Annotated in this window: 14 protein-coding genes; 7 read left to right on the top strand and 7 right to left on the bottom strand. The window is 51.7% G+C overall.

The features are described 5' to 3' along the window. Positions 1-6: 6 nt before the first annotated feature. The 7 genes from HV127_RS13880 to queA all read right to left on the bottom strand — a co-directional run bounded on the left by HV127_RS13880 (position 7) and on the right by queA (position 7,407). On the bottom strand, positions 7-372 hold the full coding sequence (locus HV127_RS13880) for a VOC family protein (RefSeq protein ID WP_112214118.1): 366 nt from the start codon (positions 370-372) through the stop codon (positions 7-9). Between the two features lie 64 nt (positions 373-436). Beyond that, positions 437-1,828 carry a M24 family metallopeptidase gene (locus tag HV127_RS13875; RefSeq protein ID WP_182236698.1) on the bottom strand — a complete coding sequence of 464 codons (1,392 nt, stop codon included), beginning with the start codon at positions 1,826-1,828 and terminating at the stop codon, positions 437-439. 115 nt (positions 1,829-1,943) lie between these two features. Continuing rightward, a complete protein-coding gene (gene secF / locus HV127_RS13870) occupies positions 1,944-2,915 on the bottom strand; it encodes a protein translocase subunit SecF (RefSeq protein WP_110273782.1) in 972 nt (323 codons plus the stop codon). A 10-nt stretch (positions 2,916-2,925) separates the two neighbouring features. Next, positions 2,926-4,773, bottom strand: coding sequence for a protein translocase subunit SecD (gene secD / locus HV127_RS13865; RefSeq protein WP_110273783.1), 1,848 nt, complete (start codon positions 4,771-4,773; stop codon positions 2,926-2,928). Between the two features lie 27 nt (positions 4,774-4,800). Continuing rightward, entirely contained in the window at positions 4,801-5,133 is a 333-nt protein-coding gene (gene yajC, locus HV127_RS13860; protein WP_110273784.1) for a preprotein translocase subunit YajC, read from the bottom strand. A 22-nt stretch (positions 5,134-5,155) separates the two neighbouring features. After that, positions 5,156-6,283 (bottom strand): tRNA guanosine(34) transglycosylase Tgt, encoded by a 1,128-nt coding sequence (tgt, locus tag HV127_RS13855; protein WP_110273785.1) that lies wholly within the window; start codon positions 6,281-6,283, stop codon positions 5,156-5,158. Between the two features lie 53 nt (positions 6,284-6,336). Beyond that, positions 6,337-7,407, bottom strand: a complete 1,071-nt coding sequence (gene queA / locus HV127_RS13850) for a tRNA preQ1(34) S-adenosylmethionine ribosyltransferase-isomerase QueA (protein ID WP_182236696.1) — start codon at positions 7,405-7,407, stop codon at positions 6,337-6,339. 91 nt (positions 7,408-7,498) lie between these two features. Between queA and acpH the strand changes: the two genes are divergently transcribed. From acpH to fba, 7 genes are all read left to right on the top strand, one after another. Continuing rightward, the gene (acpH, locus tag HV127_RS13845) at positions 7,499-8,080 is read left to right on the top strand and encodes an ACP phosphodiesterase (protein ID WP_182236694.1); all 582 of its coding nucleotides are present in this window, start codon (positions 7,499-7,501) and stop codon (positions 8,078-8,080) included. 170 nt (positions 8,081-8,250) lie between these two features. Beyond that, positions 8,251-8,853 (top strand): peroxiredoxin, encoded by a 603-nt coding sequence (locus HV127_RS13840; RefSeq protein ID WP_004099418.1) that lies wholly within the window; start codon positions 8,251-8,253, stop codon positions 8,851-8,853. Positions 8,854-9,293: 440 nt separating this feature from the next. After that, entirely contained in the window at positions 9,294-9,737 is a 444-nt protein-coding gene (locus tag HV127_RS13835; protein ID WP_182240652.1) for a PTS sugar transporter subunit IIA, read from the top strand. A gap of 5 nt (positions 9,738-9,742) precedes the next feature. Next, on the top strand, positions 9,743-10,030 hold the full coding sequence (locus tag HV127_RS13830; protein WP_110273789.1) for a PTS sugar transporter subunit IIB: 288 nt from the start codon (positions 9,743-9,745) through the stop codon (positions 10,028-10,030). A gap of 20 nt (positions 10,031-10,050) precedes the next feature. After that, complete coding sequence (locus tag HV127_RS13825) at positions 10,051-11,442, top strand: PTS ascorbate transporter subunit IIC (protein WP_139541289.1); 1,392 nt, start codon at positions 10,051-10,053, stop codon at positions 11,440-11,442. Between the two features lie 66 nt (positions 11,443-11,508). Further along, positions 11,509-12,471 carry a PfkB family carbohydrate kinase gene (locus tag HV127_RS13820; protein WP_182236691.1) on the top strand — a complete coding sequence of 321 codons (963 nt, stop codon included), beginning with the start codon at positions 11,509-11,511 and terminating at the stop codon, positions 12,469-12,471. Between the two features lie 29 nt (positions 12,472-12,500). Further along, positions 12,501-13,361, top strand: coding sequence for a class II fructose-1,6-bisphosphate aldolase (gene fba, locus HV127_RS13815; RefSeq protein WP_142512209.1), 861 nt, complete (start codon positions 12,501-12,503; stop codon positions 13,359-13,361). The last annotated feature ends 69 nt before the right edge of the window (positions 13,362-13,430 follow it).

The raw sequence follows: 13,430 nt of genomic DNA, 5'->3' as shown, positions 1-13,430 counted from the left end.
TCTCATTTACGCTGGTTGGTGAAGGCCAATCCGATTACCCTCGCTATCAATAAACAGGGCAATAGTGCCAATATCATCCGCCAGCTCAAGCGGGCCAAAAACACAGCTTCCGCCCGCCGAATTTACACGATCGAGCGTAGCCGCCAGATTGTCAGTATGCAGATAGATAATGCATCCCTGATCGGAAGGCTTAACTCCGTCGAACTTTGCCAGCGCGCCGCCGGGAGCAGGATCCTGATAAGGAAATACCGCCATTTCAGCACAGTCCATATTCTCCCGCTTCAGCGTCACCTGCATCACTGGCTCGTAAAACGCCACGGCACGATCCATATCCGCAACCGGAATCTCAAACCAGTTAATCACGTTATTCATACATCCTCCTGTCCATTGTTTGGGTTCAGGAGGAGTGTATGACAGGGCTACTGACAGCATTATGTCAGTAGGGTGTGCAAATCAGCGCACGCTCGGGGCTTAACAGCCACGGACGCAGGTATCCCACAGAGTTGGAAAATGGCAGCACTTCTTCAGGAAGCAAGATACCCAATTGCTCGCGAATATACTTCCGGCGGGCGACCACACGTTGCCAAAGCTCGGGGTAGTTCTGCGCCAGCGCCTGACACAGCGCGCCATCAGCAAGCGCCACGGTATCTTCAATGCTTGCGCCACCATAGCCCGCCCGGGAAGGAATGATGTCAATTTGCAGTATCATTCCACTCTGTAAGCATGCCGTTGAATTGGGTCCGATAGGCGAGCACAGCCACTCTTCATCAGCGACCAGGTGTCCTGGGTTCAAATGCCAGTGATACTCCGCCTTCGGCAACACTTGCTCGATTAGCGCATACATATCACCACCACGCATGCCGATACGCAGATTTTCCAGCCAGGTCACCACCGCATTAAAATAGGGCTTCGCCACCACCTCGAGATAATCCGCTACTTCGGGCGCAAGTTCGCTCTCATCCGCCACCACATAGGCAGCACGGCTGCTTAGCCCGCCTTTGAAGCTGGTGGTCAGCGAGAATTTATCCCCATGCTGAATAACCTTGTCACCAGGATAAAGATTCGCGTGAGCAAAGCGATCGCCGGTCGCAGCAATCATCACCACGTTATTGGGTTGGCCTTCCGCCGCCAGCAGCGCGCCAATTTGCTTTTCCGTTTTACCCGGAGCAATGGCATTAAGGGCAGTCATAATAGCCGTGGAGGCCAGGTTGGCGCCATACTCATAGTGCGCCAGCTCATTGGCATTATTGGTGATTCTCGCCCCGCTTTCCGGGTTGATAAAAATGCCGGTGGCGTTGGTTAATTTCGCCTGCGGCCCGGTGGCCTGGCGAATGGCATCAACGATAAAAGCAGGCAGATCGAACATCTGCGAACGGTCGTCAGCTACACCCGTGAATAATTTCCAACCGGCCAGCCCTATCCTCTTTTCCGCTATCACTCCCGCATCCTGCAGCAACTGCGCCAGCGTTTTCGTGGTTTCCATCGGCTGATTGGGCAATGAAAACCACGGGGCGTGGATGACCCGATTATCCAGCCGGGCATATCCTGCTAGCTTGAGGTTCTCATTACCCAACACCAGCACCGCCTCACCGTCCTGATGCAGCACCAGCAGCGCCTCTTCGAAGCGGGGAACAAACCCGGTGAGATACTCGAAATTGCCGCCATGCTCTTTATCGGCGTACACGATAAGCGTGTCTAACGCCTGCTGACGCATATTCGCCAGCACTTTAGCCCTGCGTTGACGCAAAGTCTCATCGTTGAGAGTAACAGAAGGCACATCGTGCCAGAGGGTAGGTTGAGCAACGGGGGAAAGAGTTACGACAGCCATTGGCAATTCTCCATGTCATTTCACGCTGATACTGGAGAGTAACCAAAATCCGGACAACTGTAATAAAAAAATCCCGGCCTTGCGACCGGGATTCGTTTATCAACGTGCAATTACCTTACGGCAGAATTGACGGCTGATCCGCCCCTTCTTTCTCGACTTTCTGCTGCAGCATGTGCTCGCGCTTCATGCCCAGCTTCAGCGCCAGTGCGGACGCCACGTAGATAGAAGAAGCCGTACCGATGGAGACACCAATCAACATGGTCAGCGAGAAGCCTTCCAGAATCGGGCCACCGAAGAGATACAGCATCAGGATAACCATTAAGGTGGTCCCGGATGTGATCAAGGTACGGTGCAACGTCTGCGTCAACGACACGTTGAAGATTTCGTACGGCGTACCGCGGCGAATCTTACGGAAGTTTTCACGAATACGGTCAGATACCACGATGCTATCGTTTAGCGAGTAACCGATGACCGACATCAACGATGCCACGATGGTCAGGTCAATCTCGATATGCAGCAGCGACAGCACGCCCATAGTGATCACCACGTCGTGCGCCAATGAGATAACAACCCCGGCCGCCAGACGCCATTCAAAACGGATACCGACGTAGATCAGGATACACACCAGCGCCGCTATCAGCGCCAGCGCACCGGTCTGAGCAAGGTCGGCCCCGACGCTTGGCCCGACGAATTCAATTCGTTTGACCGTCGCGCTCTGGCTGGTTGATTCGTTAATCACGTTAACGACCTTGCTACCCAGTTCCTGACTGCCGTTGGCGTCATGCACCGGCGGCATACGGACCATGATGTCGCGGCTGCTGCCGAAGTTCTGCAGCTGCGGCTCTTCAAAGCCCGCCTTTTGCAGCGACACACGCACCTCGTCCATATCGACGGGTTTTTCCAGGGTAATCTCAATCACCGTACCGCCGGTGAAATCCAGACCCCAGTTAAACCCGCGCACGCCAATAATGGCGATGGACAAAATCAGCAAAAAACCTGAAATGCCAAAGGCCCAGTAGTCCCAGCGCATAAAGTCCCAGACTTTACGGCCATGGTTCAATTGTTCAACAGTATATTCCTGTGCCACAACGCACTCCTCAGATAGACAGCTTTTTAACGCGCTTGCCGCCGTACAGCAGGTTCACGATGGCACGGGTGCCGACGATAGCGGTAAACATTGAGGTTGCAACACCGATACCGGTGGTGATCGCAAACCCTTTAATGGCACCGGTACCGACCGCGTACAGGATAAGAACTTTGATTAGCGTCGTAATGTTGGCATCAAAGATGGAACTGAAAGCACCAGCATAGCCTTCATGGATCGCCTGCTGTATAGAGCGCCCGTTACTCAGTTCTTCTTTAATACGTTCGTTAATAAGAACGTTCGCATCGACCGCCACCGCAAGGGTTAAGACGATCCCCGCAATACCCGGCATGGTCAGCGTCGCCCCCGGAATCAGGGACATAATGCCGACAATCAGCACCAGGTTAGCAATCAGCGCTGAAGTCGCAATCAGGCCGAACTTCTTGTAGAAGAAGATCATGAACAGGATGGAGACCACCAGACCGGCCAGACACGCTTCCAGGCCCTGCTTGATATTCTGCATACCCAGAGTTGGACCAATGGTGCGTTCTTCAACAATCTGAATCGGCGCAATCAACGCACCGGCACGCAGCAGCAGAGAGAGCTGACGCGCTTCGGTCGGGTTGCTGATACCGGTGATACGGAAGCTGTTACCCAGACGAGACTGGATGTTGGCGATGTTAATCACCTCTTCCTCTTTCGCCAGAATCGCGCGACCGTTGGCATCTTTCTTACCGCTGTCTTTGTACTCCACGAACAGGGTCGCCATCGGTTTACCGATATTGTCCTTAGTGAAGTTAGACATGATGTTACCACCTGCGCTATCCAGCGAGATGTTCACCTGCGCCTGGTTGTACTCATCCATGCTCGACGTCGAGTCGGTGATGTGGTCACCGGTGAGGATCACACGCTTGTACAGCACAACCGGCTGGCCTTCACGGGTGTTTTTCACTTCAGAGTCGCCCGGTACGCGGCCAGAGGCAGCAGCAGAGCTATCAACGTTGGTATTAACCAGACGGAACTCCAGCGTCGCGGTCGCGCCCAGAATCTCTTTCGCACGCGCGGTATCCTGGATACCAGGCAGCTCAACCACAATACGGTCGGAACCCTGACGCTGAACCAGAGGTTCGGCAACGCCCAGCTGGTTTACACGGTTACGCAGGATATTGATGTTCTGCTGAACGGCATATTCGCGGGCTTCTTTCAGACGGTCGTCAGTCATCACCGCTTTCAGGCCAGTGCTGCCCTGAGTAGAGATAACCAGATCGCGATGACGAGGGCTAAGATATGAGATAGCCTGGTCACGCGCCGCGCTGTCGCGGAAAGCGATGCTCAGACCATAGTTGTCTTCCTTGCGCACGGTCGCGTAAGGAATGCCTTTATCACGCAGCTCGCCGCGCAGGCTGTCAATATTCTGTTCCTGCAGTTTGCCCAACGCGGTGTCCATGTCGACTTCCATCAGGAAGTGCACGCCGCCGCGCAGGTCGAGGCCCAGCTTCATCGGTTCAGCATACATGGCCGCCAGCCAGCGCGGGGTTGCCGGAGCAAGGTTAAGCGCCACGACGTATTTGTCACCCAGCACGCCCATCAGCACTTCGCGCGCGCGCAGCTGGATATCGGTGGTGTCGAAGCGCGCAAGAATTGCGCCCTCTTCCAGTGCCACAGACTTCGCGGTAATTTTTTCTTCTTGTAGTGTTTTCTGGACCTGGATCAGCGTTTGCTCACTGGCGGCGACTCCGCGCGCGCCAGTGATTTGAACAGCCGGATCCTCACCATACAGGTTGGGAAGCGCATACACTAAGCCGACGACAATAACGACGACCAGCATGACGTACTTCCACAAAGGATAACGGTTTAACACGGCAGTTCCCTTAGGGAAAATGGGTAATTACAGCGCCTTCATAGTGCCTTTCGGCAGAACGGCAGCTACGAAGTCACGTTTGATAACCACTTCAGTGGTATCGTTCAGCGCGATAGCAATGTATCCGCTTTCAGCGACTTTAGTGACACGCCCGACCAGACCACCGTTCGTCAGCACTTCATCACCTTTGGCGATGGAGCTCATCAGGTTTTTATGTTCTTTACTACGTTTCTGCTGTGGACGCAGGATCATGAAGTAAAAAATCAGACCAAACACCACCAGCATCAGAATCAGAGACATCGGGCTGCCCTGCGCTGCGCCACCGGTTGCTGCTACCGCATCAGAAATAAAAAAGCTCATTGAAATTCCCTCATTATTAAAATTAGTCAACGTTCAAAGGTGGAACGGTTCGACCTTGACGTTGGTAAAAATCGGTCACGAAGCTCTCTAATTTACCCTCTTCGATAGCCTTGCGTAAACCAGCCATTAAGCGCTGATAATAACGCAGGTTATGAATGGTATTGAGGCGCGCACCCAATATTTCGTTGCAACGGTCGAGATGATGCAAGTAAGCGCGTGAATAATTGCGACAAGTGTAGCAATCACACTCCGCATCCAGCGTAGCAGTATCGCTCTTGTGCTTCGCGTTGCGGATTTTCACCACGCCATCGGTAACGAACAGGTGGCCGTTGCGCGCGTTGCGCGTCGGCATGACGCAGTCGAACATGTCGATCCCGCGGCGCACCCCTTCAACCAGATCTTCCGGCTTACCGACGCCCATCAGGTATCGCGGCTTATCGGCCGGGATCTGCGGGCAGACGTGCTCCAAAATACGGTGCATATCTTCCTTCGGCTCGCCAACAGCCAAACCGCCGACAGCGTAGCCATCAAAGCCAATATCTACCAGACCTTTAACAGAGATATCACGTAAATCTTCGTAAACGCTTCCCTGAATGATGCCAAATAGCGCGTTTTTGTTGCCCAGACCGTCGAAACGGTCGCGGCTGCGCTTCGCCCAGCGCAGAGACATTTCCATCGAGCGTTTAGCGTAATCCCAGTCCGCCGGGTAAGGCGTACACTCGTCGAAGATCATCACAATGTCGGAACCGAGATCGTATTGAATCTCCATCGATTTTTCTGGATCGAGGAAAATGGGATCGCCGTTGATCGGGTTGCGGAAGTGCACGCCCTGCTCGGTGATCTTACGAATATCGCCCAGGCTGAATACCTGGAAACCGCCGGAATCGGTGAGAATCGGCCCTTTCCACTGCATGAAGTCGTGCAGGTCGCCGTGCAGCTTCATAATCTCCTGGCCTGGGCGCAGCCACAGGTGGAAGGTATTGCCGAGGATGATTTGCGCGCCGGTCGCTTCAACTTCCTCCGGCGTCATCCCTTTTACGGTGCCGTAAGTGCCAACGGGCATAAATGCTGGCGTTTCAACAACGCCGCGCTCAAACACAAGACGGCCGCGGCGAGCGCGACCATCGGTGGTATCTAACTCAAATTTCATTATTACTCCTGCGTCAGAAAAACAGTCTGACGTTAAACACTCGTGTCGCGGACTTATTCCCCAACACGCTCAAAAATAGCCTGCGGATTGTACGTGATAAACATCGCGTCCCCGTAGCTAAAAAAGCGATAATTTTTTTCTACAGCAGCCTTATAGGCGTTCATGGTGTGCTGATAACCAGCAAAGGCAGAAACCAGCATAATCAGTGTCGATTCAGGCAAATGGAAGTTGGTCACTAACGCATCTATCACTTTGTACTGATAGCCAGGATAGATAAAAATCTGCGTATCGTCGAAGAAAGGCTCAATCAGGTCGTTTTTTGCCGCCTGGGCCGCGCTTTCCAGCGAACGAACCGACGTCGTCCCGACGGCAATCACCCGGTTGCCGCACGCTTTTGCCGCCAGCACCGCGTCGACCACATCCTGCGGTACTTCCGCATATTCGGAATGCATAATGTGGTCTTCGATTGAATCTACGCGCACTGGCTGGAACGTCCCGGCTCCCACGTGTAGCGTAACGAACGCCGTTTCGATACCTTTTTCGCGCAGTGCCGCCAGCAGTGGATCGTCAAAGTGCAGACCCGCGGTCGGCGCGGCGACGGCGCCAGGCTTAGTGCTATAGACCGTTTGATACAGCTCGCGGTCGGCATCTTCGTCCGGGCGGTCAATATATGGCGGCAGCGGCATATGGCCGATGGCGTTGAGGATATCCAGCACCGGGCGCGCGTCATTGAATTCAACTTCGAACAGCGCGCCGTGACGCGCCAGCATGGTGGCGTTAATACTTTCATCATCACCGAGCAGCAGCTCGGCACCGGGTTTCGGCGCTTTAGATGCGCGAATATGTGCCAGAATACGTTTATCATCAAGCATACGCTCGACCAGCACTTCAATCTTGCCGCCGCTGGCTTTACGGCCAAACAGACGAGCCGGGATCACGCGGGTATTGTTAAAGACCAGCAGATCTCCAGGGTTGAGCTTATCGAGTAAATCGGTGAAAGTACCGTGCGTCAGCGCGCCCGTCGGCCCGTCTAATGACAGCAAGCGGCAGCTACTGCGCTCAGGCATGGGATAGTGGGCAATCAGGGATTCGGGTAATTCAAAGGAAAAATCGGCAACGCGCATGACGGTAACTCAGACTTAATAAAGAGGCGGGTAGTCTAGTGCCGGGGCGTTCTCCCTGCAACCGTTACCACCTCAGGACAAAGATTAAACGATGAATTTTCTTGCACACCTGCACTTAGCCCATCTCGCCGACAGTTCGCTACCCGGCAACCTGCTTGCCGACTTTGTTCGCGGCAATCCGCAACAGGATTACCCCGCCGATATCGTTGACGGCATTTTTATGCATCGGCGTATCGATGTGATGACCGACAACCTGGCAGAAGTGAAAGAAGCCCGCGAGTGGTTCCGCCCGCAGACCCGTCGCGTCGCGCCGATTACTCTCGACGTAATGTGGGATCACTTCCTGTCGCACCACTGGGAACGCATTTCTCCTGAGATGCCGCTGAGCGAGTTCGTTCGCTATGCGCATACTCAGGTAGCGCAGATCCTGCCCGATTCTCCACCGCGCTTTGTTAATCTCAACGAGTATCTCTGGTCGGAGCGCTGGCTTGAGCGCTATAAGGATATGGATTTTATCCAGAACGTACTCAACGGTATGGCCAGCCGTCGTCCGCGCCTAGATGCTCTGCGCGACTCCTGGCAAGATCTGGATACGCATTATGATCAGCTTGAGCAGCAGTTCTGGCGCTTCTATCCGCAGATGATGTCCCAGGCAAAAAAACGCGAGCTATAAATGATTGCGCTTTTTCTGGAAAAGACTATTCTGAAAAGCGCTTTTAAATAACGATTGATAGACAAAACCTATCTCATCGATTGTCAGCTTACCATTGAGTTCATTCGCCCCTCTCCCTATACTTGCCCGCGTTGCGTTCCAATTAACCTTAGTATTAACAGGAGAATCATATGGTTCTGGTTACTCGTCAGGCTCCGGATTTTACCGCGGCAGCAGTATTAGGTAACGGCGAAATCGTTGAGAAATTCAATTTCAAACAGCACACCAGCGGTAAAGCTACCGTCCTGTTCTTCTGGCCGATGGACTTCACCTTCGTTTGCCCGTCTGAACTGATCGCTTTTGATAAGCGTTATGAAGAATTCCAGAAACGCGGCGTAGAAGTGGTTGGCGTTTCTTTCGACTCCGAGTTCGTGCACAACGCATGGCGTAACACCCCGGTCGACCAGGGTGGTATCGGTCCGGTTAAATACGCGATGGTTGCTGACATCAAACGCGAAATCCAGAAAGCGTACGGTATCGAGCATCCGGACGAAGGCGTTGCCCTGCGCGGCTCTTTCCTGATTGACGCTAACGGCGTTGTTCGCCACCAGGTGGTTAACGACCTGCCGCTGGGCCGTAACATCGACGAAATGCTGCGCATGGTTGACGCGCTGCAGTTCCACGAAGAGCACGGCGAAGTTTGCCCGGCACAGTGGGAAAAAGGAAAAGAAGGTATGGCCGCTTCTCCGGAAGGCGTTGCTAAATACCTGACCGAGAACGTTTCCAGCCTGTAATCGGCAGACGTTTCAGAAAAAGGCTCGCAGATGCGGGCCTTTTTTGTGCCCCGATTTCGCCTTTTCAACTCATCGCAATACAAACATTGATATCGCAAATGATTAAAATCGTCCCTCTGCACGTTTTTTGATACTCCGTTCAAACTTTGTAAAAAAAATACCCCTATATTTGTGATAAACACCTCACTTCTTCATTTAAAATTCAGATGTTCGACCATTCATTCGTCCTGTCTTTTTCTTCCGCACAAAGAGAATAATTGTAACTGACTGATATTAAACAACATAATAAATCTATTTTTTACATAAAAAATAATTCAAACATTACTCCAGTGTGATCAACTTCAATATTTAAAAATCCATATGTGATCTGAACCATCATTTTTGTTGATATATTTGTCCATGATCTAGTTCAGGAATATGAACGCATTAAGGATCGGATGATGGAAATTATTTTTGACCCTACATTGATTGCGCTTAAGCAGAATATTTCAACCGCCGAGCAGGCTATCGAATTCGCTGGATCGCTGCTTGTCCGGAAAAATATTTGTCGGGTGGAATATATCGGCGAAATGCTCGAAGTCTATCGCGATTTTGGTCCAGCCATTGTTATCGACTACGGCCTGGCGATGCCGCATGCACGACCAGAAAAAGGCGCATTACGAACCGGGTTTTCATTAGTTACCACCCAACAACCAATCGCCTTTGGTCATGAGGAGTTTGATCCGGTTAACGTCATCATCGCCATCGCTGGGGCGGATGCCGATAGTCATATAAAAATGATCCAACTTATAGCCTCACTGATTGAGTCAGATATTGTCAGTTTTCTCCAACAGGAGAATGACATCAATTCAGTATTACATTTCATCCAAAAGCAAATGGAGTAGTCATTATGTTAGTTATCAGAACAGTTTGTGGTAACGGTATTGGCAGTTCATTAATGGCTGCTAATAATGTCAAAAAAATATGTGATGAATTAGGTATCAAAGCTGACGTCGCCTCCGTTGATTTTGCCAATGCCGTAGGTGAAAAAGCCGATCTTTATGTCACGATCAAAGAATTGGCAAACCAATTTCCTGCGCACTGTAACGTTGCCATTATTCGCAGCTATGTGCATAAAGCGAAAATCGCTGAAGATATTACTGAAGCACTCACCAAAGTTGCTGCGACTCACTCTTAATCATTATTGAGGGAACGATCATGCAGGCTATTCTTAGTTTCTTATCGGAAATATTTAGTCAACCCGCATTTCTGATGGGGATTATCGCATTTGTCGGCTTAGTAGCGCTGCGATCCCCCGGAAATAAATTACTCACCGGTACCTTAAAGCCTATTTTAGGCTATTTGATGTTAAGCGCGGGTGCAGGGGTTATCGTTGCCAACCTGAACCCGCTTGGCGGCATTATCGAAGCCGGATTTAATATTCGCGGCGTTATCCCTAACAACGAGGCCATTGTTTCCGTCGCGCAGAAAGTGCTGGGTGTGGAAACCATGAGTATTTTGCTGCTCGGGTTTATTTTCAACCTGGTGATTGCCCGTTTCACCAAGTACAAATATATCTTTCTGACCGGCCACCACTCTTTCTTCCTGGCCTGTCTGTTCTCGGCGGTGCTACAGGCGGCAGAATTCCGCGGCTGGATGCTGGTTCTGATCGGGGGATTCCTGCTGGGCTCATGGTCAGCCATTTCTCCAGCCATTGGTCAACGCTATACCAAGCAGGTCACCGAAGACGGCGGCATTGCGATGGGGCACTTCGGTTCCCTCGGCTATTACATCTCAGCCTGGATTGCGACCAAAACCGGCAACCCGGCCAATTCTTTCGCCGATACCGAAATATCAGAGAAATGGGGCTTTCTGCGCGATACTACGGTCACCACAGGCATCGTGATGTTCATCATCTACTTTGTGTGTAGCGCCGTCGCAGGCACAGAGTACCTGCGTACGATAACGGATCAGAACATGCTGATCTTCTCCATCCTGACCGGTCTGCAATTTGCCGTCGGCGTCGCCATCGTCTACAACGGCGTGCGGCTGATCCTCGGCGATCTGGTCCCGGCCTTCCAGGGGATCAGTCAGAAGCTGATACCGAACTCTATCCCGGCCGTTGATTGCGCGGTGTTCTTCACCTTTAGTCCAACCGCCGTGGTCGTGGGCTTCATCAGCTCGTTCATTGGCGGTCTGGTCGGTATGCTGTTCCTTGGCGCATTTGGTATGGCGCTGATTATTCCTGGCATGGTACCGCACTTCTTCTGCGGCGGGACTTCCGGAGTCTTTGCCGACAAACTTGGCGGCAAGCGCGGCTGCGTGATTGCCTCGTTCATCGGCGGGATATTCCTCGCTTTCCTCCCGGCGATGCTACTCCCGGCGCTGGGCAACCTTGGCTTTGAAAACAGCACATTTGCCGACTTCGATTTCGCCGTCTGGGGCATCATCATCGGGAATGCTTTCACCCAGTTTGGTCAGATAACTATCTATCTGATTTGCCTGGCGCTTATTGTTGCGCTGCTGGTGCCATTCTGCTTCCGTTCAGTTCGTGTAGTCGGTGACACGCTCAGCTATGAGGAGCTCACTGCGGATAAGAAAAATGAATAAGTGGTTTCATTTTTCCCTGCGGGAAGGGATTTCTTCCCGCAGCTGACAAAATAATCAGGAGTTGTTATGGCTATCTTGTCCATTGGATTTTCATGTTTTGATCAGTTCTTTTTTCTTAACGAGTGGCCGCAGGAGAATACCAAAAATTTCTGCCATGACTTTATCGAGAGCGGTGGCGGCCCGGCGGCAAATGCGGCGTGGCTGCTGGGACTATGGGGTGAAGATGTTTATTACATCGGTCATTTGAATAAAGATCTTTACGGTCAGCGCATTATCGATGAGTTTGCCGAAGCGGGCGTCGATACCAGCCATGTGGTCTTCTCCGATGAAATGATCACCCCGCTGGCGTCGGTACTGGTCAATCGCTTAACGGGCTCGCGGACGATTATTACCCGTAAAATGCAAACGCCACCTTCGCTGACTTATGACCAGAAGCTCAAGCTCGATGATTTGGCTGAACGGCTTATTGCGTCAGAAGAACCGGTAACGCTATTAGTTGATGGTCATGAAGCAGAAATTAGCGAGTATTTAATCAAAAAACTGCCCGCGGCGAAAGTGGTTATGGACGGCGGTTCATTACGCGACAGCAATATTAAATTAGCGGCCTGGACCGATTATTTTGTCGTCAGTGAACACTTTGCCCGAGACTATATGGGATATCGCGCCCTCAGTACCGAGGCTGAAATTAAAACAGCGCTTATCGAGTTAAATAAAATTTGCCGTGGCGAAGCATTTATTACCCTCGGAGAAAAAGGCTGTGCGTTCTTAAAGAACGGGATGCTGCAAATTGTCCCCACCTGGCTGTGTAATGCCGTGGATACCACCGGCGCAGGGGATGTATTCCATGGTGCATTTACCTACGGCGTCCATTATTCGTGGCATATCGATAATATTATTTTATTTGCCAGCCTGACTGCGGCTATCTCTATTGAGAAAAAAGGTGTACGTGAATCCATGCCGGATCTTGCGGTGGTTCATAACTCGTTAAATAGTTACGAAAGAAACTTAAAGCAATATTTTGGCGAATAATTGCTGTTAATTAAACTTCAGAGGTGATTATGTTAGTTTCGATGAAGGACATGCTTCAGCATGCCCTACGGGACGGTTATGCCGTAGGGCAATTCAATATCAATAATCTGGAATGGGTCGGTGCAGTATTAAGCACCGGGCAACAGCTACGCTCTCCCGTTATTTTGGGGGTTTCCGGCGGTACGGTTAAACATATGCTGGGATTAAAATGTATCCATGACATCGTGGTTAACGCGATGGATTATTTACATATTGATACTCCGGTAGCGCTGCACCTGGATCATGGGACCACTCGGGAAGCCTGCGAGGCGGCTATCGAAGCAGGATTCAGCTCCATTATGTTTGATGGTTCGCACCTGCCGTTTAACGAAAACCTGGCTATCACCCGCCACCTGGTCGAACTGGCGCACAGTAAAGGCGTTTCAGTTGAGGCAGAGTTGGGGACCATCGCCGGCAGCGAAGACGGGATCGTCAATTCCGAAGTAATATATGCTGACCCGCAGGAGTGCTATACCCTGGTCAAAGAGACCCAGGTTGATTGCCTGGCAGCGGCGCTGGGGTCAACCCACGGACTGTACAAAGGCAAAGCTAAACTGGGGTTTACGGAGATGAAGGCCATTTCCGAGCTGGTGAATGTTCCGCTGGTTCTGCACGGAGGTACGGGTATTGCCGATGAAGACATGCGTAAGGCAATCGCCTGCGGTACGGCCAAGATTAACGTCAATACCGAAAATATGTACGCCTGGTGTCAGGAAGTAAAAGCAATTTTTGCCGCCGATACCGGCCACGATGTCAACGACCCGCGCAAAGTGATCAATCAGGGGCTAAAACCGGTGCGAGAAATGATTGCACGCCGTATCGAGCTTTTTGGCTCGCAAAACCGCTATTAGAAAATTTTGGCTTTATAGACTGACGTCATCCCAGGGAGAAACCCGCCGCCGGACAACACCGGGGCGGGT

The organism is Klebsiella sp. RHBSTW-00215, from assembly GCF_014103785.1.
Lineage (GTDB): Bacteria > Pseudomonadota > Gammaproteobacteria > Enterobacterales > Enterobacteriaceae > Klebsiella.
Note: the sequence above shows the minus strand (reverse complement) of the source record. Positions and strands in the feature narration are given on the sequence as shown.

What these genes read in the sequence shown, in the direction of transcription:
- yajC (WP_110273784.1), bottom strand. Translation starts at nt 5,133, where the DNA reads ATGAGCTTTTTTATTTCTGATGCGGTAGCAGCAACCGGTGGCGCAGCG.
- HV127_RS13830 (WP_110273789.1), top strand. Translation starts at nt 9,743, where the DNA reads ATGTTAGTTATCAGAACAGTTTGTGGTAACGGTATTGGCAGTTCATTA.
- HV127_RS13875 (WP_182236698.1), bottom strand. Translation starts at nt 1,828, where the DNA reads ATGGCTGTCGTAACTCTTTCCCCCGTTGCTCAACCTACCCTCTGGCAC.
- acpH (WP_182236694.1), top strand. Translation starts at nt 7,499, where the DNA reads ATGAATTTTCTTGCACACCTGCACTTAGCCCATCTCGCCGACAGTTCG.
- HV127_RS13825 (WP_139541289.1), top strand. Translation starts at nt 10,051, where the DNA reads ATGCAGGCTATTCTTAGTTTCTTATCGGAAATATTTAGTCAACCCGCA.
- tgt (WP_110273785.1), bottom strand. Translation starts at nt 6,283, where the DNA reads ATGAAATTTGAGTTAGATACCACCGATGGTCGCGCTCGCCGCGGCCGT.
- HV127_RS13820 (WP_182236691.1), top strand. Translation starts at nt 11,509, where the DNA reads ATGGCTATCTTGTCCATTGGATTTTCATGTTTTGATCAGTTCTTTTTT.
- HV127_RS13835 (WP_182240652.1), top strand. Translation starts at nt 9,294, where the DNA reads ATGGAAATTATTTTTGACCCTACATTGATTGCGCTTAAGCAGAATATT.
- queA (WP_182236696.1), bottom strand. Translation starts at nt 7,407, where the DNA reads ATGCGCGTTGCCGATTTTTCCTTTGAATTACCCGAATCCCTGATTGCC.
- HV127_RS13840 (WP_004099418.1), top strand. Translation starts at nt 8,251, where the DNA reads ATGGTTCTGGTTACTCGTCAGGCTCCGGATTTTACCGCGGCAGCAGTA.
- HV127_RS13880 (WP_112214118.1), bottom strand. Translation starts at nt 372, where the DNA reads ATGAATAACGTGATTAACTGGTTTGAGATTCCGGTTGCGGATATGGAT.
- fba (WP_142512209.1), top strand. Translation starts at nt 12,501, where the DNA reads ATGTTAGTTTCGATGAAGGACATGCTTCAGCATGCCCTACGGGACGGT.